Consider the following 26815-nt stretch of genomic DNA (forward strand, 5'->3'; position numbering starts at 1 on the left):
GGCCATCACTTGTAGCGGCGCAGGATGCGGTCGGCCTCCCTTTGCGCATCCTGCAGGGCCTGGGCCGAGGTCTTGCTGCCGTTGAGGGCGGCCTGCACGGCGTCGTTGAGCACCTTGGTCACGCGCTGGTTCTCATGCGTGGAGAACTCGGCCACCGACACGGGCAGCTGGTCGCGCGCCACCAGGGCCTGCGGGAAGTCCTGGCCGTACTTCTTGAGCGCGGGCGTGTCATAGGCGGCGGGCGAGACGGCCACGTAGCCGCTGTCCATGCTCCACTGCGCGGCCAGCGGGGGCTGGGTGACCCACTTCATGAACTGGAAGGCCGCCTCCTGCTGCTCCCTGGGCGCCTTCTTGAACAGGTAGAAGTTGCCGCCGCCCGTGGGCGAGCCCTTGCGCACGTTGCCTGCGATCTGGCCCACGCCGAAGTCGAATTTGGCATTGGCACGGATATTGGTCAGGTTGCCCGTGGTGGTGACGATGATGGCGGCCTTCTTTTCCATGAAGTCCTTGGGCGTCGTGCCCCACTCCACCACGCCGGCAGGGTGCACGCCTTCCTTGACCAGGCCCACCCAGAAGTCCAGCGCCTCCACTACCTTGGGGCTGTCCAGCGTGACCTGGGTGCCGGCCTCGTTGGCCAGCAGCACGTCGTTGGGCGTGGTCAGGGTCTGCAGCATCCAGTAGGCAAAGCCCGTGGACGGGATCTGTATGCCGTACTGCACGACCTTGCCGCCGGCGTCCTTCTTCGTCAGCCTGTGGGCGGCTTCCTTGAGTTCCTTCCAGTTCTGCGGCGCCTTGTTCGGGTCCAGGCCGGCTTCCTTGAAGGCTTCCTTGTTGTAGTACATGACCACGGTGGAACGCTGGAAGGGCACGCCCCAGGTCTTGCCGCCCGCCTGGCTGTTGGCCATGAAGGCCGGGTAGAAGCCCTTGAGCCAGGCCCGGTCGGCATCGGTCTTCACGAAGTCGTCGATGGGGGCGATGGCGTCCTCGTCGATCAGCGTGAACATGTCGGTGGACAGCAGCACCGAGGTGGCCGGCGGCTTGCCCGACTTGTGGGCCGTCAGCGCCTTGACGATGGTCTCCTGGTAGGTGCCTGCATAGACGGGCGTGATCCGGTACTGCGGATGGGCCTTGTTGAACTCGGCCGCATAGCCGTCGATCACCTTGGTGATGGGGCCGCCCACGGCCACGGGAAAGTAGAACGGCACCTCCAGCGGCGTCTGCGCGCTGGCGGTGTGCAGCAGGCCCGTGGCGGCCAGGGCGGCAGCGGCTGCGAGGGTTTTGAGGAAGGCATGGCGTTGCATGGCGGACTCTCCTGGAAGGTGCTTCGGGTGCGAAAGCCGGAACGGCTGAAACGGTGGAACTGCGGAGGAAGATAGGAGCGGTGCCACGGCCTCAGGCCGTGCAGCGCCGCCCCTGTTCGTCAAAGAAATGCGTGGCCTCGCGCGCCCAGCGCAGGCCCACGAGCTGGCCCGGCTGCAGGCCGCCGAGCTGGCTGCCAGCGGTGCGCACCATCAGTTGTTCGCTGCCCACGCGGCAGCGCAGCACCAGGTCGGCGCCCAGGTATTCGAGGCCTTCGATGTCGGCAGCGACCACGGGGCCGCTGCCGACATCGCCATGGAGCGACAGGCGCATGTCCTCGGGCCTGACGCCCAGCCAGCGCGCCTGGCCCGGCTGCTGCAGGCCGGCGGGCGCGGCGCTGGCATGGCTGCCCGCGATGAGCAGGCCGTCGAGGCGCGCGATGTTCATGGCCGGCGTGCCGATGAAGCGCGCGGCAAAGGTGGTGGCGGGCCGGCGGTAGATCTCCTGGGGCGCGGCGCACTGCTCCACGCGCCCCTGGCTGAGCAGCACCACCTGGTCGGCCATGCCCATGGCCTCGGCCTGGTCGTGCGTGACATAGACCACGGTCAGGCCCAGGCGCCGCTGCAGCTCGCGCAGCTCGGTGCGCATTTCCTGGCGCAGCTGGGCGTCGAGGTTGGACAGCGGCTCATCCATCAGGCAGACCCGGGCGCGGGCCACCAGGGCGCGGCCCAGCGCCACGCGCTGCTGCTGGCCGCCCGACAGCTGGCCGGGCCGGCGCGCCAGCAGCGCGTCCAGGCCCAGCAGCGCGGCGGCCTCGTCGATGCGCCGGCGCGCCTCGGCCGCCGGGACCTTGCGCACGGACAGGCCGAAGCCGATGTTCTGCGCCACCGTCAGGTGCGGGAACAGCGCGTAGTTCTGGAACACCATGGCAATGCCGCGCCGAGCGGGCGGCAGTTGGGTGACATCCTGCCCATCGATGCGCACGCGGCCCGAGGTGGCGCTTTCCAGGCCCGCGATGATGCGCAGCGTGGTGGACTTGCCGCAGCCCGAGGGACCGAGCAGCACGCAAAAGGATCCGGGTTCAATGCGCAGATCCAGCGCCTGCAGTGCCGTGGTGCCGCCCCAGGACTTGGCGACACCTTCCATCTCGATCAAGGACATCACGCCAGTCTAGGAAGGCTGTGTGACAGGCCCGTGTCGCGCCACCGGACTGGCGCCCCGCGCAGCTCAGGCAGCTCAGGCAGCAGGGTGCCGTCTGTGCCAGTCCGTGGCCTGCTGGAACGCCCAGCCCGCGCGCACCAGCAGGTCTTCGCGGAAGTCGGGGGCCACGAACTGGAAGGCCACGGGCGCGCCCTCGGGAGTGCGTCCGCCGGGCAGCGTGATCGTGGGGCTGCCCGTCAGGTCGAACGGGCAGGTGTAGCGCAGCATGCCCGAGAACAGCTCGGCATCGGAGCCGAAATGCGCCATGCGCTGCAGCGTGGGGGCCGCAAAGGCCGTGGCGGGGACCAGCAGCAGGTCCACCTGCGCGAAGAGTGCGCGCACCCGGCCCGTGAAGTCCGCGCGGCGCAGCAGCAGCCGCTGGTAGTCGGTGGCGGACAGGCCCAGCCCCAGGTCGATCAGCCCGGCGAGCCCGGGGCCATAGGCCTCGCGCCGTGCAGGGAACGTGGCGCCGTGCGCCACGGCGGTCTCCACCGCGCACAGCGCCGGCCAGTCCTCCACCGCCTGGGTGGCATCGGGAAAGCGGACCTCCTGCACGCTGGCCCCCAGGCGCTGCGCCACCGCCAGGGCCTGCTCCACCGCCTGGCGGGAGGGGGCATCCACGCCGTCCAGTGCCCATTGCCGGTCCATGCCCAGGCGCAGGCCGGAGAATCCGCGCGTCATCATGGCCAGATAGTCGGGCACGCTGCACTGGCTGGCCGTAGGGTCCAGCGGGTCCGCCCCGGCGATGGCCGCGAGCATGGCTGCGGCATCGGCGGCACTGCGCGCCATCGGGCCTATGTGGTCCAGGGACGCGGCCAGTTCGAAGGCGCCGTGGCGGCTCACCCTGCCCCAGGTGGGCTTGAGCCCCGTGATGCCGTTGGCGGCCGATGGAAAGCGGATGGAGCCCCCGGTGTCCGTGCCCAGCGATCCGAAGCACAGCCCCGCCGCCGTGGCCACGCCCGAGCCGCTGGACGAGGCCCCGGGCCATAGCTGGGCGCCCCAGGGGTTGACGGGGGCAGTGATCTCGGGATGGTGGTCGGCGAAGGCGCCTTCGGTCTGCTGCAGCTTGCCCAGGATGACGGCGCCGGCCTCGCGCAGCCTGCGCACCACGGTGGCATCTTCCGTGGGGCGATGGTCGCGGTGCAGCGTCATTCCATGCGTGGTGGGGACGCCCCGGGTCCACAGCAGGTCCTTGAGCGCCAGCGGCACGCCGTGCAGCGCACCGCGGCGGCGGCCCTGCGCGATCTCGGCGTCGGCGCGGCGGGCGTCCTCCAGCGCCTGCTGCGCCATCACCGTCACGTAGCTGTGCAGCCGCGCGTCCACGGCCTCGATACGCGCCAGCATGTGGCGGGTCACCTCTTCCGAGGAAATGCGGCGGGACTGGATCTCGCGCCCCACCTCCAGCAGTTCGAGATGGTGCAGTTCGCTGTCGTTCATGGCATGTCTCCCGGCGCCCGGCTCCGGGGCGCCACCGTTGTTGCACTGGAAAAGCCGCACGGGACGCGCGGCAGCCCCATGCTAGGGAGCCGGCGGCACCCACGCTTGTTCGGGAGGGTCAGCGACCTTGCTCAGGCGGCCAGCAGGCTGCGGGGCGTGCAGCCGAACGCCTTGCGAAAGGCTCGGCTGAAGTGCGCCGCATCGGAGAACCCATGCGCGAAGGCCGCCTCGGTCACGCTGGAGCAGCGCCCCTGCATCAGGGCCTGGCGGCTGGCCTGCAACCGCAGCTGCCATACCAGGCCCATGGGCGTCTGGTTGTGCCGCGCAAAGGCCCGCGTCACGGTACGGGGCGAGACGTTGTGCTGCTGCGCCAGCCATTGCAGCGACAGCTCGGGCGAGCCCAGGTTGTCCTGGATGAACGCCTGGATGCGGCCATGCAGGTCCCTTTCCGCGCGGGGCTGCACGGCCATTTCCTGCATCTCCAGCGCCAGGGCCAGCACGTCGAGCAGCGCCATGCCGAAGCGCTGCGCCAAGGCATCACCGTGCGGCGCAGGCGGCATGGCCATGGCCTCGCCGAGCATGGCCCGCAGCGGCGCCACGGCCGGGGCATGGCCATGCAGCGCCCGGCCCGCGTGCAAGGGTGCACGGGCAAAGCGATTCAACAATTCGCTGCGCGGAATGCGCATCAGCAGGATATCGCGGGGCGCCACCGAGAATTCGAAAGGCTGCGCAGCGTCATAAAGCACCAGATTGCCCGCACTCAGCCGGGCCACTTGCCCGCCCTGGCGCACCTCGGCCTGGCCCTGGAGCAGATAGCCCAGCCACAGCTCATCGCGGGCATGCAGGCGCAGGTGGGCTGCGTTGCGCACCCAGCGGTGGCTGGGCGCCGACATGGCACTGATCTCCAGCAGTCCCAGGGACCGCACGGACAGCGTGGCCCCGAAGCCGCCGGGACCTGCACCATCCCCCTGCGCGCGGTGGCTGTCGGCCGGGATGCAGTGGCGGCAGACCACCTCGTGCCAGTAGTCGAAACGATGGCGTGGCTCCTGCGAATGGGTAGAGTATTCGAGCTGCATGGCAGCGCCCAGTATCCGCAGGCTGCCGCCGGCTGGCACCCCGGTGTTTACCCAAAGGCCCGGGGTGCCGCGACGGCGGCGCTGCCAAGCACGGCTCAGCTGTGGCCCGGCGCCCGGTTCAGCAGATGCGTGCGCTGGTCGGCGCTCAGCGACAGGTAGCGCTCGTAGTGGCGCAGGATGTCGGCGATGACTTCCTCGCTGCGCAGGTACTGGATGTCGTGGCCCAGGCGTCCGTCCTCGAAGAACGTGATGGGCTCGTAGACATGGCGGCGCTCCTGCTCGTTGGCCGCCTCGCTCACCAGGAAGGTGGGCACCGTGCGGCGCGTGGCGCGCACGCCGTAGACGAAGTCGCGCAGCGAGGGATCGGGCACGGTCAGGCGCACGGCGCCCTCGCCGTCCAGGTCCTCGGTGACCACCGCCTCGACGCCGCGCTTGTGCATTTCGGCTGCCACCTCGTTCATGGCGGGCAGCACCACGCCGGCCAGGAACCTGCGCACATCGGCGCGCGAGGGCTGGTGCACGATCTGCTCCAGGCGCTTGCGCCAGTGCTGGCCGCTCCAGAAGCTGGTGGCCGGAGCCAGGTCGGGCGAGAAGTGCGCGCGGTCGGCCAGCAGGCCGCGCCACAGCCCGTAGCACAGCGCCAGCATGATGACGGCCACCGGCAGGGCCGCCACCAGGGTCATGGCCTGCAGCGCCTTGAGGCCGCCGGCCAGCATCAGCACCATGGCCGTCGCGCCCAGCACGGCAGCCCAGAACAGCCGCTGCCAGACCGGCGAACGCGCATGGCCGCGCGAGGCGATGTTGTCCACCACGAAGGCCCCGGAGTCCGCCGAGGTGACGAAGAACACCGCGATGAGCACGATGGTGAGCCAGGCCACGGGCTTGAACCAGGGCAGGTACTCGAAGAAGCGGAACAGCAGCGCATCCACGTTCGAGGCCGTCTGCCCCAACGCGCCCATGGCCACGTGGGTGTCTATCCAGATGGCGCTGTTGCCGAAGGCCGTCATCCACAGCAGGTTGAAGGCCGTGGGCACCAGCAGCACGCCGGTCACGAACTGGCGGATGGTGCGCCCGCGCGAGATGCGTGCGATGAACATGCCCACGAAGGGCGACCAGGAGATCCACCAGGCCCAGTAGAGGATGGTCCAGCCGCCGAACCAGCCTTCCTGGCTGGGCGGCTCGTAGGCAAAGGTGCGGAACGACAGCTGCACCAGGCCAGACACGTAGTTGCCGATGTTCTCACTCAGCGCCTCGAACAGGAAGACCGTGGGCCCGGCGACGATGACGAAGGCCAGCAGGATGAAGGCCAGCATGAGGTTGAACTCGCTCAGGCGCCGCACCCCTTTGTCCAGGCCCGAGACGGCCGACAGCCCGGCCAGGCAGACCACGATGACGATGACCGCGATGCGGAAAGCCGCCGCAGAGGTGTCCCAGCCCGTGAGGGTGTGCAGGCCGGCGGCCAGCTGCAGCGCGCCGTAGCCCAGCGTGGTGGCGATACCCGCGATGGTGCCCACCAGCGCGAAGGCATCCACGCTGTGGCCGATGGGGCCGTTGATGCGCTTGCCCAGCAGCGGGTACAGGCCCGAGCGCATGGTCAGCGGCAGGTTGTAGCGAAAGCCGAAGTAGGCCAGCACCAGGCCCATGGTCCCGTAGACGGCCCAGGCATGGAAGCCCCAGTGGAAGAAGGTGGACTGCAGCGCCTCGCGCGCGGCGGCCGGCGTGGAAGGCACGGCCGTGGGCGGCTTGAGGAAATGCTGCAGCGGCTCGCCCACGCCGAAGTACATCAGGCCGATGCCCATGCCGGCGGCGAACAGCATGGCGGTCCAGGAGATGAAGCTGAACTCGGGCTCCGCATCATCGGGACCCAGGCGGATGTCGCCGAAACGGCTGGACGCGACGAAGATCAGAAAGACCAGGAACAGCGTGACCGAGACGGCATAGAACCAGTCCATGTGCCCCACCACCCAGGCCTGGGCGCTGGAGAACAGCCGGTCGGCGCTGTCGGGCATGAAGCCGCAGTACAGCAGCAGCAGGCCCAGCACCAGCAGGGAAGGAATGACGACGGGGCCCGAGAACGTGATGCGCGGTGCAGGCTCTGCAGGCGATGGCGTGGCCGCCTGCGGCGCATCCGGTGGCGGAGCCGCCGGTGGCGCCGTGCGGGGATCGGTGTTCATGTCTGGCATAGACCCTCTCTCTCTTGTGATCAATGGTGTGCCCGGGAACCGATTCGCAATGGTGGCAGCCTTGCCCTTGTGGGGCGGGCCGCGTTCCCTGCTCGGGGTATGTCCGCCGGGCAAAGGCCGCAAGTATCGTGACTCTTCGCGTCTGCCCGCGTCGGACGCAGGCCCTGAAGGCTTCCGTTTTGCTGACGTGATGCCTTCAGGCCAGGTCAGCCGGCCAGCCTGGCCACCACGGCCGGGGCGATGACGCGGTGGGCCGGCGCCACGCCCAGCATGTAGATACGGCCCAGGGCATTGTGCACATGGACCACGGTGGACATGGCGGCGGTGAAGGTGGCGGACGGCGCGCCCTCGGGGCCGGGCAGCCGCATGAGGGAGACCTGCACGTCCAGGTGCCGGTCGCTGTCGCCCAGCACCACCTCGCCATCGCTCAGCGCATGGATGCGGAAGATGCCGGCGCGGTCGCCCACGCGGTAGCTGGATGCGGCGCGCTGCGCATCGACGCCGCTGAGCGTGCCCAGGTCCTTGATGCCGAAGGGCGCCACCACGCGGTTGCGCAGGCGCATCAGAAAGTCGATCCAGCCCGGCGTGCGGCCCACGCAGCGCAGGTACAGCGCCATGGGGCTGCTGCCGTCGTCCGGCAATTGCAGCTGGTAGCTGTCGTGGAAATAGGCGGTCTTGAGGCGGTCCTGCAGGGCGCTGCCCGCGGGAACCGGGGAGAGGATGACTTGTGCCATGGAGCGGAGGGTGATGAAAAAAGGGGGCGGTCCTGCAGCCATCATAGGCCGCAGGGCCGCCCCCTTGTCATGGCGCCATCAACGCTGCATCAGCGCTTGTCGCCCACCTTGATGCGGGCGTTGGGAACCTCGCCGAACATCTCGGGCGCATACAGTGCCTCCACCCGCGTGGGCGGCAGCGCGAAGTCGCCGGCATTGTTCAGCCGCACGGTGTACTCCACGCGCGTATTGCCCTTGGGCAGGTACTGGTAGTAGGCGCGGTAGGCCTCGAAGCTGCGCTCTTCATAAGCCAGCCAGCCCGCGCCTTCTGCGCGCTCGCCGCCCGAGGCGATCTCCGAGTCGCGCCCCAGACCGCCGCCCAGGATGGTGGCGCCCGTGGGCACGGGGTCGGTGATGGCCACCCAGGTCATGTCGGTGCGGGCCTGCACCTCCAGCGTGACGCGCAGCACGTCGCCGCGCGAGTACTGGCCTGCGGGCAGGCTCTTGTCGGCCTGCTCCACGGGCTTGACCGTGCGCGTGACGGTGTAGCCGGCACTGAACGGCGCCTTCAGCTGCACGGCCGCCACAGACTGCAGCGTGAGCCAGGGCTTGCCGGTGCCCTGCTGGGTCACCGTCAGCTGGCCCTTGCGGGCCTCGCCCACCGCGCTCCAGGGCAGGAACATGGTGTTGTTGCGCAGGCCGCCGACCACCGTGGTCGCGCCGAAGCTGGACGCCTGGTGCGCCGCGCCCTCGCTGTCGCTGGCGCGCATGCGCGTGACCTGGCTCCACTCCACGCGGGCCTGGGACGCGCCCAAAGCCGCCTGGGTGGCGCCCGTCACGGGCGTGGCCTCGAACTGCTGCGAGAAGCGCTGCAGTGCCAGCGCCCCCCACAGGTTGGCCGTGGTCGTGCCCCAGGCGCCATTGCTCTGGCGCGAGATGAAGCCGTTGGCCAGGCGCGGCAGCTCTTCCTTCCACGTCGGGTCGTCCATGTTGACCAGCATCAGGCGGGCCAGGTTGACCTCGGGGCCCTGCATCAGCCACCACCACTGGTCGTCCTGCTCGTTGCTGAAGGCCACGCGCGTGCCCTGGTAGCTCAGGCGGGCGCGCAGGATCTGCTGGGCCTGGGCCAGCTGCTGTTCGCGCTGGGGCAGCTCGCGCATGTGCTTGAGCAGGGCCACCCAGTCGATGACGGCATGCGTGGGCCAGTCGTTGGGCGCGATGGTGATGCTGTCGAGCATGCGCGGATTGGCGCGGCCCGTCAGCGCCAGCGCCTGGATGGCGGCCAGCTTGCGCATGTCCAGGTCCTTGCGCGGGCTCCAGAAGCTGCGCTGGATGCGGCCTTCGACGAAGGCGATCAGGCCGTTTTCCATGCGCTCGCGCTCGGCCGCCGGCAGCACGAAGCGCTTGTCCACGCCCTGTGCCAGTGCCGAGAGGTTGAGCAGGTGGGCCGTCAGCGTATCGCTGCCGCGGGCCGCACGGCCCGAGCCGTCGCCGGCCAGCGGGAAGTAGCTGGCCAGGCCGTCGCTGTCCAGGTAGCTGGGCAGCTGTCCCATGGTGGACTGCCACAGCGTGGCGTCGCTCATGCCCACGGCCTTGCTGGTGACCTGCTCCAGGCAGCTGTAGGGATAGCGCGCCCACCAGTCGCGCACGCCCGGCAGGCCTTCGGCCAGCTTGGGCGCCAGCGACATGCGCAGGCCGCCGCGGCCGGCCAGCGCGTCGGCCGGCAGCTGCACGGGCAGGTTGATGCTGCCATCGACCTGCATCAGCGTGCCCTGCTGCACCGTCAGCGGCACGGCCGGGATGATGCGCTGGCTGACCTTCAGCCTGTCGCTGGCGGGCTTGTCTCCACCTGCGGTGTCACGGGCCTCGATCTCCCAGATCAGCGACTCGGCGCGGGTCTGGCCCAGCTGGGCCGGGGCGGTGACGTTCCAGCCCACCTCGCGCGCCTCGCCCGCGGGAATCTCCACGGTCTGCGCTGCCAGCTCCAGCAGCGTGGCGCGCGGCGTGACCTGCACCTTCATGGCCTTGGCCGAGGTGTTGCGCAGCGTGACCATGGCACGGAACTGGTCCTCCTCGCGCACCAGCGGCGGCAGGCCGCTGATGATCTGCAGGTCCTGGGCCGTGCGGATGGGCGCCTGGCCCGTGCCGAACATCGACACGCCATGGTCGGCCACCGCCACCACCTGGAAGGTGGTCAGCGAGTCGTTGAGCGGCACGCTGACCTGGGCCTTGCCCTGGGCATCGAGCACCACGCTCGGATTCCACAGCAGCAGCGTCTCGAACAGCTCGCGCGTCTGGCTGCGGCCACCGCCGCCGCCAGCGGCCACGGCCTTGCGGCCGTAGTGGCGCCTGCCGATCACCTCCATCTGCGCGGTCGAGGTCTGCACGCCCCACTCGCGGCGGCGCAGCATGGCGTCGGCCAGCTGCCAGCTGGTGTTGGGCATGAGCTCCAGCAGGGCCTGGTCCACGACCGCCAGCGCCACCTCGGCGCCAGCGGCGGGCTTGCCGTCGGGCAGCGTGGCGCTGATGGTGACCTTGGCGGTGCCGCGCACCTGGTAGCTGGCCTGGTCGGCCGTGACCTTGACGTCGATGCGATGGGCCTTGGTGCCCACGCGGATCTCGGCCATGCCCAGGCGGTAGGCGGGCTTGGACAGATCGACCAGGGCCGTGGGCGCGATGTATTCCTTGCCCTCATGCCAGAAGGCATTCCACCACTCGCGCGGCGCCTTGAAGCCCCAGGTGAAGAAGCTGTACCAGGGCACCTCGCGCAGCCGCCCGCGCAGGGCCAGCACGCTCACGTAGACGTTGGGCCCCCAGTCGGGCTGGACCTTCAGCTCCACGGTGGGGTTCTGGCCATTGAGCTGCATGACCTGGGTGCTGACGATGCCTTCGCGCTCCACGGCGACCAGGGCCGTCGCATAGCGGAAGGGCATGCGCACCTGAAAGCGCGCGGTCTCGCCGGGCTCGTAGCTGCGCTTTTCGGGCAGCACGTCCATGCGGTCATGGTCCTCGCCGCCGAACCACAGTTCGCCCTGGCGCGTGACCCAGACGCTGGAGGCGGCCTGGGCGGGCCGGCCGTCCTTGTCGGAGGCGGTGACGATCAGCTCGACCTCGCCGGGCTGCGACAGCTGGGCCTCGCACTGCACCATGCCCTGGGCATCGCTGTTGCCCGTGCACACCGTGCCCATGGATTGGAGCGCGGTCTGGTTGTCGTAGCTGTAAAAGCCCCCCACCAGGCGCTTGCGGCTGCTGGTGGTGACGCGGGAGATGGCCTCCACCTTGACCGGCACGCCGGCCTGGGGCTTGCCGTCCACGCCCAGCGCCAGCGCCTGGAACTGCAGCTTGCGGCCCGTGGTGATCCAGCTTTCGGCGCGCACGCCGGCCACGATGGCCGCGGGCCACAGCATCTGCGTGCTGCGCAGGGTCTGCACCTCGCCATTGGGGTCGGCATAGGTGGCCTCGATCAGCAGCTCGCGCGGCTCGCGCAGCTTGGGCAGGTTCTCGATCTTGAGCTTGCCCAGTCCTTCACGGTCCAGTGTCACGGGCAGCTTGTCGGCCACCACCTTGCTGTCCTGGGAGGCCGTGGCCTCCTCGTCATCGCTCTGGCCCGTGTCCTGGGCGCTGCGCGGTGCCGAGAAGCTGAAGCCCTGCCAGTCGCTGCGGTCCATCCAGGTGGAGCGCACCAGGGCGGACACGCGCACCGGCAAATTGGCGGCCGGGCCGCCGGAGACGTAGTTCACCTGCACCTGCACCGGCAGGCTGGAGACGCCGACCAGGGCCTGCTTGCCCTCGGGGCCCACGCGGCCTTCGAGCACGGGCAGGCGGAATTCCTCGACACGGAAGCTGCCCGTGCCAAAGCGGTTGTTGCGCCCGCGCGAGCCGTTGCCCTCGCCGCGCAGCTCCACGGAGTACGAACCCAGCTTGGCGCCCTTGGGCACGGAGAAGCTGTTTTCCGCACTCAGGCCGCCGGTGCCCGTGGAACGCCACTGCAGCGGCTGCGTGTACTGCTGGCCGCTGCCTTCATGGGTGATGACCAGTTGCGTGGGCCGCTGCTCGGGCAGCGCAAAGCCGCCCTGCCCCTGGCCGATGCCGGTCTGGGTGCGCATCAGGTGCTTCATGGACACGGTCTCGCCGGCGCGCAGCAGCGTGCGGTCGAAGATGGTGTGGGCCACCTCGTCGCGCTGGGCGCTGCGGCTGGTGGGCACGTTGAAGCGCCAGGACTCGATGCCGCGCTGCCAGTCGCTCCAGGTGAAGGCCAGCTCCTGCTGGCCGTCCTTGCCCTGGGCGCGTGCGCTGACGAAGTAGGCCGGCGAGCGGTAGCCGACACCGCCCGTGCACTGGGGCGGCTCGGGCGACAGGCCGTCCAGGCGCGCCACGCCGCTGGCATCGGTGGTGGCCGAGGTCAGCACCTTGCCATTGCAGTCGGAGACCTGGACCCTGGCATTGGCCACGGCCTGGCCCTTGTCCAGCGTGGTGACCCAGGCGGCCGCGTTCTCGCGGCCGAGCTTGAAGTGCACGGACAGGTTGGTCACCAGGGCCGAGGTGCGCACATACATGCTGCGCGCCGAGCCGTAGCGCTCATCGAGCAGCGACTGCCCCAGCAGCGGCGAGGCGATCTCGACCACATGAAAGCCCGGCGTGAGCGGAATGCCCACCACCTCGAAGGGGCGCGGATCGCCCTTGACGGGCTTGGGCAGCTCCAGCGTCTTGACGTCGCCCTGGCCGGCCAGCAGCGACAGCATGCGCGTCTGCACATAGTCGCGGTTTTCGTTGTCGATCACGGGCGGCAGCGGGCCCTTGATGTCGCGCGAGGCGCGCTTGCGGTCCATGTCGGAGGACTCGTAGTCGGCCACGCGGCGCATCCAGGCGATGATCTCGGCATCGCTGCCGGGCTGCTTGGTGCTCACGCGGCTGGCATCCAGGGACCTGGTGGCCAGCTCGGACTCCACATTGCGCAGCGTCACGGGCAGCAGGGCCGGGCCGTCCGGGCCTTCGGCGTAGCGCTCGACGATGCCGAAGGGCGAGGCCGCGAACTTGGCCAGCGGCGGCAGCGCGCCCGTGGCCACCTGCAGCGGGAACATGTCGGCATTGCTCAGGCTGCGGCCTGCCGCGTCCTTGAACTGCGGAGGCAGCTCCACCGTGTAGCGCGCCTGGGACTGCATGGTGGCCGGGAAGCTCAGGTTCTGCACCAGCGAATCCTCGCTGAGCTTTTCGCCGTATTCGCTGTCGATCACGGGCGCCACCTTGGAGGCGCCGCTGCTCAGGCGGATGCCCTCGGCCAGCTTGCGCGGCACGGGGGCATTGAAGCGCAGGCGCATGGGACGGATCGGCAGGCAGGCGGCCTGGGCGTTCTCGCGCTCGCAGCTGAACTCGGCGGCGAAGGGCTCGCGCACGCGGTACTCGAAGCGCTTGTCCTGGCGGCTGGCCACGCCGTTGGGCGTGGCAATGCCGGCGCCGAAGACCAGCTTCATGGTCGTGCCCGCCGTCAGGCGGCGGTTGCAGGCCAGCGTGGCGTACTGCAGCGGGTTCTTGGCAGCGGCCTTGTCCCAGCCGCGGTGCTTGAGCAGCTCGTCGCGCTCCTTGCCTTCGATCAGGCGCACGGGAATGCGCTCGCCCACGCCTTCGGCCGTGCACCACATGTGCTGCTGCAGGCTTTGCACGGTGGCCGGGCCCGACAGGCGCAGCGCGAAGTACTGCTCCTCGTCGATCTGTTCATAGGTGTCGGGTGCCATGTCCAGCACGGCCGGGCCGCCGGTCTGGAACTGGTAGCTGGCAGCGCCCGTCACGGCCGTGCCCGCAGGCGACTTGTAGCCGGCCACGAGCTGGGCCGTGCAGCGCACGCCGGGCGGCAGGGCCTGCTTGAAGTCGAACACCCATTCGCGGTCGCTGTTCCAGCGGCCCGTGCCCTGGGTGGCCGCCGCATCGCTGCAGCTGAGCGTGACCGGCGCGGCGGCCTTGGGGTCGCCAAAGCGCACGGCCGTGCCATCGAACTGCACCACCACCTGCTCGACCTTGGCCACCTCTCCCTGCGGGCTGAACTGGCGCACGCCCACGGCCTGCGCCGCCAGCGCCGCCGATCCCAGCAGCAGGCCCAAACCCCACCGGCCCCAGGCCCGGCCGTGCGCCGGCGGACTCTGGAACCCCTTGATCGCTGTCGTGCGAAGCACCCCCATGGCAATCCCTTCTGTCGGGCTCAGATGGCCCGGTGTTTTCTTGGAATGAGCAGGCTTTCAGCGCTGCGGCGCGCGCCGTGCACGGTGCACAGGCTGCAAATGAAAAGCCCTGCGCTGCGGCAGGGCTCGGCGGCAAGGGCTGCAACGAGGCAGATGCCCGCCGCCCGCATGCGCCGAATGCAGGGCCGCATCCGCTGCGGCTGAAAACCACTGCGCGGGATGATACCGGCCCGCATCCGCTGCAGGCCCTGCTGCGGGTGCCCGGAACCGGGTCTGCGGTGTATCCATCTGTAAGACGTCGGCGCATCAACACGTCATATCCGCGCAATCACAGGGCTCACGTCCCACCACAGGCCCGTCAGACTACATACAGCGTGCTGCCTATACTGCGCGGATACAACACAGGGAGAGAGTCCGTCCATGAAGCCGAACCACGTTGCCGTGCCTCAGCCGTTCTGGCACCGGATCAACCAGTTCTTCGCCTTTCCGTTCCAGTCACAGCCGCTGGGCTATGCGCTGCTGCTGTCGCTGAGCAGCCTGCTGTTCAAGGCGCTGTTCTTCCTGCCCGCACCCCTGGCCATCGGGCTGGTGCAGATCGGTATCCTGCTGGCCGCCAGCCGCTATGGTTTCAAGGTGGCAGCGCTGGGTTCGCAGGGCATATCGCGCGCTGCGGACTATCCTCGCCACCTGGACCCGGACTGGACCCATCTGCCCTGGAAGCTGTTCGCCATTTTGGTGGTGCACGGCATCATCGTCGGATGGTGTGCGCGGGTGAGCCTGGGCATGGCGCAGCTGGCCCTGCTGCTGCTGTCCTTTTTGCTGCCGGCCAGCATCATCGTGCTGGTGCAGACGACGGGCTTTTTCTCCGCACTCAATCCGCTGCTGATCCTGGACACGGTGCGCATCATCGGCAAGCCCTATGCGCTGCTGTGCTTTTTTCTGTTCCTGTTGAGCAGCGGTGCGCAGATCACCATGTCACTGCTGCTGCCGCTGTTCAGCGGGCTGATCCTGCTGCCGCTGTTCAACTTCGCCATGATCTATTTCGGCTGGGTCATGGCCAGCCTGCTGGGCTATGTGATGTACCAGCACCATGAGGCTCTGGGCATCGACGCCGCGCCCCAGGCAGACAGCGGGCCCGACGGGGCGCCTGCGCGCACGCCCGAACAGATCGCCCGCCAGCAGCTGGACGAGGACGTGGCCGAGCATGTGGCCGCTGGCGACCTGGCCGCCGCGCTGGGCCTGGCCTACGAGGACCAGCGCACCCACCCCGACGATACGCATGCCCAGCGCCGCTACCACCGCTTGCTGCTGCTGTCGGACAAGACGGCCACGCTGCTGGACCACGGCCGGCGCTTCATCGCCCTGCTGCTGCGCCAGGGCCAGACCGCCGAGGCGCTCAAGGTGTTCCAGGCCTGCCGCGCCAAGGAAGCGAGCTTTGCGCTGGACGATGCCGACCAGACACTGGCCCTGGCGCGCAGCACCTGGCGCGCGGGCGATGCACAGGCGACGCTGACCCTGATCTCGGGCTTCGACAAACGCTTCAAGGGCCATGCCGCCGTGCCCCATGCCTATGAACTGGCGGCGCGCCTGATGCTGCAGGGATTCGGGCGCCGGGACATGGCCCAGGGCATCCTGGCCACGCTGCAGGCGCGCCATCCCGACAGCGAGGCCACGCAGGAGGTGCGGTGGCTGCTGCGTGACCCGGAACCGGAACAGGGACCAGACCCGCGCCCGGCCCCGCACTGATCACGCCGTGGCCTGGGACCGGGCCTGCCCGTCGAGCAACAGCCGGGTCACGGCCTCATCGGGCGCCCAGCGCTGCAGTTGTGGCAGCCAGGCGCGGGCGCGCTGTGCCAGCCCCTGCTGCAGCAGGCCGTTGACCAGCAGGCACAGCGTCTCGCCCAGGCCCGGCTGGCCGGGTGCTGCCTGCAGCAGCGCGTGGCACAGCTTCTCGGCATCGTCGAACGCACGGGCACGCGTGAAGCGGCGCACCAGCCTGGCCATGTCCTCGGGCGCGATCCTGGCGCCTGGGCGGGCCAGGTCCAGGTAAATGCGGTAGCTGTCGTGCTGCCAGGCCAGGGTGGCGGCATCACGGGCCGGCAGCCTGAAGATGCGCCGGGCCGCACGGTGGAAGTCCTCGCTGGCAGGCGCATAGCGGGCTGCTGCAAACCAGGCGCGCAGCACCTCGGTGTCGGCAGGCCGCAGCTGGGCTGCGGCGCGCCAGGCGCGCAGGGCGCCCTCCATGTCCAGCGCCTGGCCCAGGCGTCGCGCGTTGGCGACATGTGCGTCGAAGCCATCGTCCGGCGCCGAATGGCGGCCCGCCAACGCCGCCCGTGGCTTGCGGCGCAGATGCAGGGCCATCAGGGCTGCGCCCGTCAGCAGACCGCCCAGATGGGCCATGTAGTCCACGCCCCGGCCGCTGAAGAAGTGCTGCAGCACTTCATTCGCAATCCAGGCCGGCAACAGGATTAGGGCCGGTGCCGTGACGTAGTTGAAGTAGAAGAACAACTGGTAGAAAAAGCGGATGCGCCGCAGCCGGTACATGACGGCGTACATGCCCATCAGCGCTGCGACCGCGCCCGAAGCGCCCAGCCCGTGACCATAGACGCCCGCACCCCCATGGACCCAGGAGGACAGCAGCGAAGCCCCGACGGCCCCCAGCAGATAGAACAGCAGATAGGTGGCCCGCCCCAGTGCCAGCTCCACCGAAAAGCCGAACATGAAGAGAAACAGCATATTGCCGACCAGATGGCCCGTGCTGGCATGCAGGAAGGCCGACGTGATCCAGGTCACCGGGCGCAGCGGCGCGTCCTCGCCATAGTCTTGCGCCCAGCGCGTGGTGAAGGGCGGCGGCTTCAGGGCCTCGTAGCGGCTGCGGTCCGTCTGCCACTGCCCGTGCAGGGGATCGCTGGCCGCAACGATCTGGCCGCTGCGCAGCAGCGCCAGGAAGGCGGGCTCCTGCTCCATGCGCTGCAGCAGCGGCTCGACCAGGCCCTTTTTCTGCAGCACCTTCGCCTGCTTGGCAATGGGCGAATCCGTGCGCTGCAGCCAGTCCACGAAGCGCGGCAACTCGATGCCCGGCAGCGCGCTGGCGGCATAGAACTGCGCTGCCGCCTGCTGGGCGCGCTCCTCGGAGCGCTGCGGCCCGAAGAACACCAGCACGTTCACGAGGATGATCAGCAGCGTCATCCACGGCGGATTGCTCCAGCGGGGCCGGTCCTCCAGCGGAATCGCGTAGAACATGCGGGACCGCTGGACGCGCGCTTACTGCGGCTGGAAGCCGCTGGTCTGGATGATGCGTTTCCAGACCTGGGTATAGGCCTGCTCGCGCTCGGCCAGTTGCGCGGGCGGCATGTGGCCCACGGTCAGGCCCAGGGCGGTGAGCTGCTCGTGCACATCGGGCTGCTTGAGCACGGTGGCCACGGCGGCGGAGAAGCGGTCGATGAAGGCCTGCGGCGTGCCGCGCGGCGCATAGATGCCGTAGTAGGGCGTGTCCTCGAAGCCCTTGACGCCCTGCTCGGCCAGCGTGGGCACTTCGGGCATGGTGGCCTGGCGGCGCGTGCCCAGCACGCCGATCACGCGCAGCTTGCCGGCCTTGTGGTTTTCCATGAAGTCCTGCACCGAGGCGATGCCGGCCGGGATCTGGTTGCCCAGCATGTCGGCCAGCATGGGCGCGCTGCCCCGGTAGGGCGCGGCCACCAGGTCCAGCCTGTAGTGCTCGCCCAGCAGCCTGACCAGGAATTCCGGCGTGGACGCGGGCGCGGGAATACCGATGCTGCCGCGCTTTGCGCCCTGGCGCACCCACTCCACATACTCGGCAAGGTTGCGCGCCGGCGTGTTGGCGGAGACCGCCAGCGCGTTCACGAAGGTGGCAAAGCCGGCCACGGGAACGAAGTCATGGGCCGGGTCGAAACCCGGCTTCTTCACCACCTGGGGCAGGATGGAGATGGTGTGGTCATGCGTGAGGAACAGCGTGTGGCCATCGGCCGCAGCCGCCTTGAGCTGCTGCGCCGCGATCTGCCCGCCCGCGCCGGGGCGGTTGTCCACCAGCACCGTGGTGCCCAGCACGTCCTTGAGCCGGTCGGCCAGCAGGCGTGCGATGGCATCCGTGCCGCCGCCCGGCGGAAAGCCCACGAGGATGCGAATGGCCTGCCCCGGCTGGGCCCAGGCCAGCGGGGCCAGGGCGGACGAGGCGGCAACGGCGGTCACTGCGCCGGCGGCGCGCAGCGCCCCCGTCAGCAGTTGGCGGCGGGAGGATGTCATGGCGTGGCTCCGGCGAACGGGGGGATCAGCCCAGGCGCGCGTTCAGGCGTGCATTCAGGCGCGCCTGGTGGCCTGCCAGCTGCTTGCGCACCTGGGCCGGCGCCGTGCCGCCCAGGGTGTTGCGCGCATTGAGCGAGCCTTCCAGGCTGAGTGCCTCGAAGACATCGGCCTCGATGCCGGGATTGAAGGCCTGCAGTTCGGCCAGCGGCAGCTCGGTCAGGTCCACGCCCTTTTGCGAGGCCAGCTTGACGGCATGGGCCACGGTCTCGTGCGCGTCGCGGAAGGGCAGGCCCTTCTTGACCAGGTAGTCGGCCAGGTCGGTGGCGGTGGCGTAGCCCTTGAGCGCGGCGGCGCGCATGGCTTCGGCGTTGACGGTGATGCCGCCCTTCTTGCCGCCCGTGGCCGGGTCGGCCTGGCCGCCGATCATCTCGGCGAAGATGCGCAGCGTGTCCTTCAGGGTGTCCACCGTGTCGAACAGCGGCTCCTTGTCTTCCTGGTTGTCCTTGTTGTAGGCCAGGGGCTGGCCCTTCATCAGGGTGATCAGGCCCATCAGGTGGCCGACCACGCGGCCGGTCTTGCCGCGTGCCAGCTCGGGCACGTCGGGGTTCTTCTTCTGCGGCATGATCGACGAGCCCGTGGTGAAGCGGTCGGCGATGCGGATGAAGCCGAAGTTCTGGCTCATCCAGATGATCAGCTCTTCGGACAGGCGGCTCACGTGCACCATGCACAGGCTGGCGGCCGAGGTGAATTCGATGGCGAAGTCGCGGTCGCTGACGCCGTCCAGCGAGTTCTGGCAGACGCCTTCCATGCCCAGCGTGCGGGCCACGCGCTCGCGGTCCAGCGGGTAGGTGGTGCCGGCCAGGGCAGCACTGCCCAGCGGCAGCACGTTGACGCGGCGGCGCAGGTCCAGCATGCGCTCGGCGTCCCGCTTGAACATTTCCACATAGGCCAGCAGGTGGTGGGCAAAGCTCACGGGCTGGGCCACCTGCAGGTGGGTGAAGCCGGGCAGGATCACGTCCACGTTCTTCTCGGCCACTTCGACCAGGGACAGCTGCAGCTCGCCCAGCAGTCCTTCGATCAGGTCGATCTCGCCGCGCAGCCACAGGCGCACGTCGGTGGCCACCTGGTCGTTGCGGCTGCGGCCCGTGTGCAGGCGCTTGCCGGCGTCGCCCACCAGCTGGGTCAGGCGGGCCTCGATGTTCAGGTGCACGTCTTCCAGGTCGAGCTTCCACTCGAACTGGCCGGATTCGATCTCCTGCGTGATCTGCGCCATGCCCTTGCGGATGGCTTCATGGTCGGCGGCGGCGATGATGCCCTGGGCCGCCAGCATCTCGGCATGCGCCAGGCTGCCCGTGATGTCGGCCTGCCACAGGCGCTTGTCGAAGAACACGCTGGAGGTATAGCGCTTGACCAGATCGCTCATCGGCTCTTCGAAGAGAGCGGACCAGGCCTGGGCCTTGGTATCGAGCTGGTTGTGCGAGGCGGACGTTGGTTGATTGGCAGACATGTGAGGACGCGATCTTCGATGGGGCTGTGCAGGCAGCGCAGGCGGCGGGCGGCATCGCCCCCCGGCGCAGGCAGGAAGCGAAGATTCTATCGACCTGGGCGGCGCCACGCCCGTGCAGGGGCCTACACGGGCCTGCATGGGCCTGCATGGGCGTGCATGGGCGTGCATGGGTGTGCATGGGCGGTGTGACCGCTGTGCAGGCCCGCCCGGCATGACCATAATCCGGGCATGCGGCGCGAACCCCACCCGCCGAAACACTACCTGCCGCCCCTTGCCGACCCAGCCGACCCCCACCACTGCCCCCCCGCCCCTGCCCGCGGCGCTGGTCTTTGACGCCTGCAACGTAGGCGTGGTGCTGCGCGCCGTGCTGTTTGTGCAGGCCGTGGTGGCAACGGCCTCGATGTTCGGCGCCGACTCGCCCCTGCAGTGGCTGCAGGGCATGGCCCTGCTGACCGGCGCCTGCCTGCCCGGCACGCTGGTCTGGCTGGTGGCCGCCTGCCTGCTCAAGCACCCGCTGCAGCGGCTGCCCGCCTCCGGCCAGTACGCGGCCGGTGTGCTGCTGGGCATGGCGGCCGGGCTGTATGCCTGCGCCATGCTGCACCTGGCCGGCGGCACCAGCGCCCCCTGGCTGGCCAGCGCCGTGTCCGGCGGACTGCTGGCAGCCCTGCTGGTCGCAGCCCTGGTGCTGCGCGCACGCGGCCACGCACCCGCCGACACGCAGGCGCGGCTGGCCGAGCTGCAGTCGCGCATACGCCCGCATTTCCTGTTCAACACGCTCAACAGCGCCATCGCCCTGGTGCGCGCCGAGCCCGCCAAGGCCGAGGCCCTGCTGGAGGACCTCAGCGACCTGTTCCGCTATGCGCTGGCCGAGCCGCACAGCACGACCACGCTGGCCGAGGAGATCGAGCTGGCCCAGCGCTACCTGGCCATCGAGCAGGTGCGCTTTGGCGAACGGCTGCAGGTGCGCTGGCAACTGGACCCTGCCGCCCACGGCGCCCTGCTGCCGCCGCTGCTGCTGCAGCCGCTGGTGGAAAACGCCATACGCCATGGCGTGGAGCCCAGCGCACGCGGCGGCAAGCTGCAGGTGCGCACCGAGCGCCGTGGCGATCTGGTGGAGGTGCGCATCACCAACACCCTGCCCTCCGAGATCGATTCCGCCAGCGCAGCCGGCACGCGCGGCAACGGCATTGCGCTGGCCAATGTGCGCGCCCGGCTGTCGCTGCTGCACGACCTGCAGGCCCACCTCACGGCGCGCACGCTCAACGGGCATTTCGTGGTGCGCATCAGCCTGCCGCTGGCTGCGCCTGCCAGCCAACCCACGAAGGCTTTATCGAAGAAGAAGCACCATGCACATCCTGATCGTTGACGACGAAGCCCTGGCCCGCGCGCGGCTGCGCACCCTGCTGGCCGACGTGCAGGCATGCACGGGCAGCGGCCCGCACCAGGTCAGCGAGGCGGCGGACGCCCGCCAGGCCATGGCCGTGCTGCAGGCGCCGGGCCCGCGCCCCGTGGAGCTGGCACTGCTGGACATCCACATGCCCGGCCAGGACGGCCTGGCCCTGGCCCATATGCTGCGCCGCCTGCCGCTGCCGCCTGCCGTGGTCTTCGTCACCGCCCATGCCGGCCACGCGGTCGAGGCCTTCGACCTGGATGCTGCCGACTACCTGACCAAGCCCGTGCGCCGCGAACGCCTGCAGCAGGCCCTGGCCAAGGCCGCGCGCACGGCCGCGCACCAGACGGCCGAACGCGACAGCGGCCCCGTGCTGCTGATACAGGACCGGGGCGCCACCGTGCGCCTGCCCCTGTCGGAGGTGCTCTATCTCAAGGCCGAACAGAAATACGTGACCGTGCGCACCGTGGGCCGCAGCTACATCCTCGACGGCGCCCTGGCCGAACTGGAGGCCCGCCACGCCGACCACCTGCTGCGCGTGCACCGCAACGCGCTGGTGGCCCGCAGCGCCCTGCGCGCCCTGGAACGCCACGACGACCCCACCGAAGGCGAAGGCTGGGCCCTGCGCCTGCACGGCATCCCCGAACTGCTCATGGTCTCGCGCCGCCAGCTCCCCCAGGTCCGCGCCGCCATCCGCGACGAAGGACAGCCCGGCTGAGGCGCAGGGCTCAAGGAGCCCGGCCCAAGACAGCCCCCTGCGCCAGAAAGCACGCCCCCAACACAAGCATGGCCCAACGCGAGGGACACCGAGCAAGGGCCGCCCCGCAGCGAGGGTGTCGTCCCCCTCGGGGGGAAGGCGCGCAGCGCCTCAGGGGGCTACATTTTTCTAGACAGATCCCACATCGCATCCACCAGCAGATCGATGTCCCGCGCGTCATGCCACAGGTGCGTGGACACGCGCACGCCGTAGTGGTCTGCCGCCGCGCCGATCACGGGGAAGTTGGAGTTGCGGATCACGAAGCCCTGCGGATAGTCGCTGAGCATGCGCGCCACAAAGGTCGAGGACTTGGTCCCGTTCATCACGTCGTCCTTGTTCTGGAACGGGTTGAAGCAGGTCAGCGCCGACAGCAGCTTGGGATCGTCCTTGGGCGAGTACAGCGAGTCCACGCCCCAGCGCTCGACGATCTTTTCCTTGAGGTAGGACGACAGCGTCAGGTCATAGGTCTCGATCTTCTTGCGGCCGATGCTGTCCCACTGCGCGCAGGCCTGGGCCAGCGCCATGAACATGGGCGTGTGCACGCTGCCGCAGGAAGTGACCGAGGCGGCGATGTCGTAGGTCTCCTTGGCCGTGGTCGTGCGCTCCAGCGCCGGGTAGGCGCTGGTGTGCACCGGGTACCACTTGGGCAGGGGCAGCGGGTTGGAGGCGCGGATCTTGTTGCGGATGATGAGGATGCCCGTGGAGCCCGGGCCGCACTGCCACTTGTGGCCCGCGCCCGACATGAAGTCCATGCCCAGCTCCGCATAGTTGTAGGCCATCATGCCCGGCAGGTGGGCGCCGTCCACGATGCTGATCAGGCCGTGCGCCTTGACCACGCCCATCAGGTCGGCAATGGGCAGCATGGTGCCGGTCTTGTAGGTGGGAGAGGACCACATCATGGCGCGCACGCGCTTGCCCTGGGCCTTGAGCGCGCGGATGCGCTCGTCGAACAGGTTCACGTAGGTGGCGGCCGTCTGGTTGTTGCCCACGGGCAGCGCAATGCGCGAGACCTCGATGCCGTAGCGGTCCTGGGCGATCTTCAGCGGCGTGTCGCCGCCGCCGTGCTCGTGGTTGGTGGTCACCACCACGTCGCCACGCTGCCAGTCGATGCCCAGGATGGCGTGGCACATGCCCGAGGAGGTGTTGGCCGAGAAGGCCAGCTCGTCGGCATCCACGCCAAAGCCCGGCGCCACCTGCTTGCGCAGGTCCAGCAGGTTGCTGTAGCCGTTGCCCGAGTCGGCGGCCTTCTTGCGGTTTTCGGTATCGAACACATCGAGCACCAGCTTGGGCATGGAGCCCGCCGTGCCGATGTTCATATAGGTCTTCTCGGGCTTGAGGATGAACATGCTCTGCACGTCGGTCCAGAAGGCCTCGTCGCGCATGAGCTGCTCGCGCAGCGCAGCGGCCGAGGTCTGGGCATTGCCGCTGCCGCAGGCAGCCAGCAGCGGGCCCAGCGTGGCTGCGCCGGTGCCGTAGCCCAGCATGCGCAGGAAGTCGCGGCGCTTGGAAGTCCAGCGCGCGGGATAGCCGGATTCGCCGGCGGCCGCAGTGGCGGTCAGGGATGTGGCCTGCTCGGCCGCGATCTGGGGGTGTCGTGCGTTCATGCGGTCCTCCTGTCGTTGCGCAAGCGGTCAGCGGCGGCCGACGATGGCCGAGATTTCGATCTTCACATCGCGCGGCAGGCGCGCCACCTCCACCGTGGCCCGAGCGGGGGCGCCGGTCTTGAAGTACTCGCCATAGACCTTGTTCATGGCGGCGAACTCGTTGAGGTCCTTCATGAAGACCGAGGTGGACAGCACATCCTCATAGCCCAGTCCCTGGGACTTGAGCTTGGCGCCGATGTGGTCCAGCACGGCGCGCGTCTGCTCCTCGATGGTCGTGCCCTGGATGGCCGTGCCCTGCGCGTTCAGCGGCAGCACGCCCGAGAAGTAGATCGTGTTGCCATGCGCCACCATCTGCGAATACGGGCCGATGGCCGGATAGATCTGCGTGGTGGACAGCACCTCGCGCTTGTGGGGCGCGGCGCAGCCCGCCAGCGTCGCTACCGCCGCCGCCACACCGCATGCCAGCGCCACGCGCCGCAGGTTCGATCGAATATCCATGGTATTGCCTTTCTGAAACAAGAATACAAACTGCCACTGCCGTGCCGCGCATTACTGCAACGGCGCCCCGGAAACACTTCGTCACCATTTAATTGGGTCATCGAAGGCGACATGAATCATTGACACAAAATGATTCGAATCAGTGATTTCACGGAGAAATTCTAGGCAGGGATCTGGAGCATTCGATAATGAATTTTCCCCTACGCACCACTACGCAGGACCGCTTGCGCAGTGCTACGCAGCAGGATAACTCTCTTCTGAAACAACGGCTTGGCACGGAACCTGCTCAACCGTAGCCAGGCATGTCAGACAGATGAGGGACGGCGCACCACAATACGGCAAAACCATTATTCAAGACCCCAAAAAGGGGACAACGCACCAAGAAAATGCATATCGGACTCCCTATGTCAATGGGATATTCTTTCGTGCGCGAAATATATTATCCATGGCATTTTCCTTGGGATATTCAAATTCCTTTTCCTGCGCGCGTGGATATGCAGCGCGCACAGGCCATTGGCAGATACGACGCCCGCCATTCAAGGTCCGCTGCCGGGCCCCGGCGCCATGCGCGCAAGCCCTGTTGACAAGGTCCGTGCACTGGGCGGAAAAGATCGTCGGTGCACCCCACACAGGCTCCCATGCAACTTCCGCTGAAACTTGCGCTTCTGTCGATTGCCGCCATCGCGCTGGCCCTGGGCCTGGTCGCGGTGACCGTGCAACACCAGACACTGGAGCTGGCCCACCAGGAACGGGAACTGGTCGAGACCGCCTACCTGCACAGCAAGGAGACCGAGCTGCGCCACTACGTCCAGCTGGCGACCACGGCGCTCACGCGCATCCAGTCCAGCGGCGAGGAGCCATCCGTGCAGCGGCGCCAGGCGCTGGATACGCTGGCGCGCATGCAGTTCGGCGAGGACGGTTACTTCTTTGTCTACGACGAACACGGCAACGTGCTGCTGGATGCACGGCAGATGGGCCTGTCGGGCGTGGACCTGTGCGATCCCAACAGCCCGGGCGGCGCAGGGCCCGCCAGGATCATCCTGGATGCCGCGCGCAGCGGCGGCGGCCTGGTGCGCTACCAGTGGCAAAAGCCGTCCTCGCTGCGTACCGAGGCCAAGCTCGCCTACGTGGCCACGGTCCCCGAATGGGGCTGGTCGCTGGGCACGGGCCTGTACCTGGACGATGTGGAGCAGGCGCTGCGCCAGATCGACGAAAGCGCCCAGGCCAATATCGCGGCCACGCGCTGGCGCATCTTCGGCATTGCGGCGCTGTGCATCGTGCTCATCGGCGTGGCGGGGCTGGCGTTCAATCTCAGCGACCACCGCGTGTCCAGCACCAAGCTGCAGCGCCTGGCCCAGCGCGTGGTGCATTCGCAGGAGGAAGAACGCACGCGCGTGGCGCGCGACCTGCATGACGGGGTGGTCCAGGTGCTGGTCTCGTCCAAGTTCCTGCTGGAGACGGCCCAGGCCCAGCTCAGGCGCCTGGCCGCACAGGACCCGGCCACGGCCCAGCGCATGGTGGACCAGGGACTGGAGCAGCTCAACCACGCGCTGGTGGAGATACGGCGCGTCTCCCACGGCCTGCGCCCCGCCCTGCTGGACGACCTGGGACTGGCCCCGGCCCTGGCACTGATGAGCCAGCAGATGCAGGCCGAGGACGGCCTGCGCATGCAGTTCGGCTGCCGGGGCGAGACCCGCTTTCTGCCGCCCAGCCACGCCACGGCCCTGTTCCGCGTGGCCCAGGAGGCCGTGACGAATGCGCAAAACCATGCGCAGGCCACGCGCATCGACGTCAGCCTGCACTTTCAGCGCCGCCGCGTGGTGCTGCAGGTCAGCGACGACGGCCAGGGCTTCGACATGCGCCGCGTGCAGCGCGACCGCCAGGGCGGCATCGGCCTGCGCAACATGCGCGAGCGCATCGAGGGCCTGGGCGGCCATCTGAGCATCAGCTCGGGCGCCCGGGGCACCCGGCTGGTCGCCGTGCTCTACCGCAGCGGCGGCATGCCGCTGTCTCCCTCACCGGAATTCGAACTCCCACAGGCCGCTGCATGAACCCCATGATCCGCATCCTCCTGGTGGACGACCACCCTCTTGTGCGCGACGGCGTGTCCATGCGCCTGCAGGCCACCGACCATATCCGTGTCGTGGGCGAGGCCGCCAGCATGGACCAGGCCCTGCCGCTGGCGCGCGAGCTGTCGCCCGACCTGGTGGTGACCGACATCCGCATGCCGGGCGCCAGCGGCATCGACCTGGCCGCGCTGTTCCGCGATCAGTTCCCCCTGGTGCGCGTGCTGGTGCTGTCCATGCACGAGGACCCCGAATACGTGCGGCGCGCCGTGGCACTGGGCGCACGCGGCTATGTGCTCAAGGATGCACCGGCGCAGCAGCTCATCGAGGCCATAGACCGGGTCTACGCGGGCGGCCTGTATTTCAGCCCCGGCCTGCAGCCCGTGGTCGAGGACGACGGCGCCGGTGCCGGCCCCCGGCGCGCCCTCACGCCGCGCGAGGCCAGCGTGCTGCAGTGGATCTCGGAGGGCCGCTCCAACAAGGAGATTGCGGCACTGATGGGCACCTCGGTGCGTACCGTGGAAACCCACCGGCTGCACCTGCGCCGCAAGCTGCGCATCGACGGCCATGCGGCCTTCATCAAGTACGCCGTGGACTATGCCGACCTGCTGGGCAGCACGCCCGTGCAGGCCGGTGCGGGATAGCCTGA

At 69.1% G+C, this 26815-nt stretch carries 17 protein-coding genes; 5 read left to right on the forward strand and 12 right to left on the reverse strand.

Annotation, left to right across the window (positions count from 1 at the left end):
- Positions 1 to 5: 5 nt before the first annotated feature.
- The 7 genes from AC5I49_RS14415 to AC5I49_RS14445 all read right to left on the reverse strand — a co-directional run bounded on the left by AC5I49_RS14415 (position 6) and on the right by AC5I49_RS14445 (position 14081).
- Positions 6 to 1301: an ABC transporter substrate-binding protein gene (locus tag AC5I49_RS14415; RefSeq protein WP_473041782.1), complete on the reverse strand. Its 1296-nt coding sequence runs from the start codon at positions 1299 to 1301 to the stop codon at positions 6 to 8.
- A 91-nt stretch (positions 1302 to 1392) separates the two neighbouring features.
- On the reverse strand, positions 1393 to 2460 hold the full coding sequence (locus AC5I49_RS14420; RefSeq protein ID WP_495789555.1) for an ABC transporter ATP-binding protein: 1068 nt from the start codon (positions 2458 to 2460) through the stop codon (positions 1393 to 1395).
- A 75-nt stretch (positions 2461 to 2535) separates the two neighbouring features.
- Entirely contained in the window at positions 2536 to 3936 is a 1401-nt protein-coding gene (locus AC5I49_RS14425) for an amidase (protein WP_034396725.1), read from the reverse strand.
- Between the two features lie 131 nt (positions 3937 to 4067).
- Entirely contained in the window at positions 4068 to 5012 is a 945-nt protein-coding gene (locus AC5I49_RS14430) for a helix-turn-helix domain-containing protein (protein WP_016445818.1), read from the reverse strand.
- Between the two features lie 95 nt (positions 5013 to 5107).
- Positions 5108 to 7195 (reverse strand): BCCT family transporter, encoded by a 2088-nt coding sequence (locus tag AC5I49_RS14435; protein WP_026062436.1) that lies wholly within the window; start codon positions 7193 to 7195, stop codon positions 5108 to 5110.
- A 206-nt stretch (positions 7196 to 7401) separates the two neighbouring features.
- Entirely contained in the window at positions 7402 to 7929 is a 528-nt protein-coding gene (locus AC5I49_RS14440; protein WP_313280429.1) for a DUF2867 domain-containing protein, read from the reverse strand.
- 89 nt (positions 7930 to 8018) lie between these two features.
- Entirely contained in the window at positions 8019 to 14081 is a 6063-nt protein-coding gene (locus tag AC5I49_RS14445) for an alpha-2-macroglobulin family protein (protein WP_495789556.1), read from the reverse strand.
- 420 nt (positions 14082 to 14501) lie between these two features.
- Between AC5I49_RS14445 and AC5I49_RS14450 the strand changes: the two genes are divergently transcribed.
- Positions 14502 to 15827 carry a tetratricopeptide repeat protein gene (locus AC5I49_RS14450; RefSeq protein WP_495789557.1) on the forward strand — a complete coding sequence of 442 codons (1326 nt, stop codon included), beginning with the start codon at positions 14502 to 14504 and terminating at the stop codon, positions 15825 to 15827.
- Here the strand turns inward: AC5I49_RS14450 and AC5I49_RS14455 are convergent, their stop codons facing one another.
- The 3 genes from AC5I49_RS14455 to argH are packed head-to-tail and all read right to left on the reverse strand — an operon-like array spanning position 15828 to position 19851.
- Positions 15828 to 17324, reverse strand: a complete 1497-nt coding sequence (locus AC5I49_RS14455) for a rhomboid family intramembrane serine protease (RefSeq protein ID WP_392415015.1) — start codon at positions 17322 to 17324, stop codon at positions 15828 to 15830. It abuts the gene before it with no gap.
- A 21-nt stretch (positions 17325 to 17345) separates the two neighbouring features.
- Positions 17346 to 18344: a Bug family tripartite tricarboxylate transporter substrate binding protein gene (locus AC5I49_RS14460; protein WP_016445812.1), complete on the reverse strand. Its 999-nt coding sequence runs from the start codon at positions 18342 to 18344 to the stop codon at positions 17346 to 17348.
- A 25-nt stretch (positions 18345 to 18369) separates the two neighbouring features.
- Positions 18370 to 19851 (reverse strand): argininosuccinate lyase, encoded by a 1482-nt coding sequence (argH, locus tag AC5I49_RS14465; RefSeq protein ID WP_016445811.1) that lies wholly within the window; start codon positions 19849 to 19851, stop codon positions 18370 to 18372.
- A gap of 211 nt (positions 19852 to 20062) precedes the next feature.
- On the opposite strand from argH, the gene AC5I49_RS14470 reads away from it, so the two are divergent.
- Both AC5I49_RS14470 and AC5I49_RS14475 read left to right on the forward strand, forming a co-directional pair.
- Positions 20063 to 21217: a sensor histidine kinase gene (locus tag AC5I49_RS14470; RefSeq protein ID WP_495789558.1), complete on the forward strand. Its 1155-nt coding sequence runs from the start codon at positions 20063 to 20065 to the stop codon at positions 21215 to 21217.
- A complete protein-coding gene (locus tag AC5I49_RS14475) occupies positions 21198 to 21959 on the forward strand; it encodes a LytR/AlgR family response regulator transcription factor (RefSeq protein WP_034366324.1) in 762 nt (253 codons plus the stop codon). Before AC5I49_RS14470 ends, AC5I49_RS14475 begins: the two co-directional genes overlap by 20 nt.
- A gap of 158 nt (positions 21960 to 22117) precedes the next feature.
- On the opposite strand, the gene AC5I49_RS14480 is transcribed toward AC5I49_RS14475, so the two are convergent.
- Positions 22118 to 23602, reverse strand: coding sequence for an aminotransferase class V-fold PLP-dependent enzyme (locus AC5I49_RS14480; RefSeq protein ID WP_016445808.1), 1485 nt, complete (start codon positions 23600 to 23602; stop codon positions 22118 to 22120).
- 27 nt (positions 23603 to 23629) lie between these two features.
- Complete coding sequence (locus AC5I49_RS14485) at positions 23630 to 24100, reverse strand: Rid family detoxifying hydrolase (RefSeq protein WP_016445807.1); 471 nt, start codon at positions 24098 to 24100, stop codon at positions 23630 to 23632.
- A 638-nt stretch (positions 24101 to 24738) separates the two neighbouring features.
- Between AC5I49_RS14485 and AC5I49_RS14490 the strand changes: the two genes are divergently transcribed.
- Both AC5I49_RS14490 and AC5I49_RS14495 read left to right on the forward strand, forming a co-directional pair.
- Positions 24739 to 26151, forward strand: coding sequence for a cache domain-containing protein (locus tag AC5I49_RS14490; RefSeq protein ID WP_074921076.1), 1413 nt, complete (start codon positions 24739 to 24741; stop codon positions 26149 to 26151).
- Positions 26148 to 26810: a response regulator gene (locus AC5I49_RS14495; RefSeq protein ID WP_017405417.1), complete on the forward strand. Its 663-nt coding sequence runs from the start codon at positions 26148 to 26150 to the stop codon at positions 26808 to 26810. Before AC5I49_RS14490 ends, AC5I49_RS14495 begins: the two co-directional genes overlap by 4 nt.
- The last annotated feature ends 5 nt before the right edge of the window (positions 26811 to 26815 follow it).

The sequence above is a fragment of the Delftia sp. genome, from assembly GCF_059499305.1.

Coding starts and splice junctions, on each gene's coding strand:
- AC5I49_RS14415 (WP_473041782.1), bottom strand. CDS start 1,301: ATGCAACGCCATGCCTTCCTCAAAACCCTCGCAGCCGCTGCCGCCCTG.
- AC5I49_RS14420 (WP_495789555.1), bottom strand. CDS start 2,460: ATGTCCTTGATCGAGATGGAAGGTGTCGCCAAGTCCTGGGGCGGCACC.
- AC5I49_RS14425 (WP_034396725.1), bottom strand. CDS start 3,936: ATGAACGACAGCGAACTGCACCATCTCGAACTGCTGGAGGTGGGGCGC.
- AC5I49_RS14430 (WP_016445818.1), bottom strand. CDS start 5,012: ATGCAGCTCGAATACTCTACCCATTCGCAGGAGCCACGCCATCGTTTC.
- AC5I49_RS14435 (WP_026062436.1), bottom strand. CDS start 7,195: ATGCCAGACATGAACACCGATCCCCGCACGGCGCCACCGGCGGCTCCG.
- AC5I49_RS14440 (WP_313280429.1), bottom strand. CDS start 7,929: ATGGCACAAGTCATCCTCTCCCCGGTTCCCGCGGGCAGCGCCCTGCAG.
- AC5I49_RS14445 (WP_495789556.1), bottom strand. CDS start 14,081: ATGGGGGTGCTTCGCACGACAGCGATCAAGGGGTTCCAGAGTCCGCCG.
- AC5I49_RS14450 (WP_495789557.1), top strand. CDS start 14,502: ATGAAGCCGAACCACGTTGCCGTGCCTCAGCCGTTCTGGCACCGGATC.
- AC5I49_RS14455 (WP_392415015.1), bottom strand. CDS start 17,324: ATGTTCTACGCGATTCCGCTGGAGGACCGGCCCCGCTGGAGCAATCCG.
- AC5I49_RS14460 (WP_016445812.1), bottom strand. CDS start 18,344: ATGACATCCTCCCGCCGCCAACTGCTGACGGGGGCGCTGCGCGCCGCC.
- argH (WP_016445811.1), bottom strand. CDS start 19,851: ATGTCTGCCAATCAACCAACGTCCGCCTCGCACAACCAGCTCGATACC.
- AC5I49_RS14470 (WP_495789558.1), top strand. CDS start 20,063: ATGACCATAATCCGGGCATGCGGCGCGAACCCCACCCGCCGAAACACT.
- AC5I49_RS14475 (WP_034366324.1), top strand. CDS start 21,198: ATGCACATCCTGATCGTTGACGACGAAGCCCTGGCCCGCGCGCGGCTG.
- AC5I49_RS14480 (WP_016445808.1), bottom strand. CDS start 23,602: ATGAACGCACGACACCCCCAGATCGCGGCCGAGCAGGCCACATCCCTG.
- AC5I49_RS14485 (WP_016445807.1), bottom strand. CDS start 24,100: ATGGATATTCGATCGAACCTGCGGCGCGTGGCGCTGGCATGCGGTGTG.
- AC5I49_RS14490 (WP_074921076.1), top strand. CDS start 24,739: ATGCAACTTCCGCTGAAACTTGCGCTTCTGTCGATTGCCGCCATCGCG.
- AC5I49_RS14495 (WP_017405417.1), top strand. CDS start 26,148: ATGAACCCCATGATCCGCATCCTCCTGGTGGACGACCACCCTCTTGTG.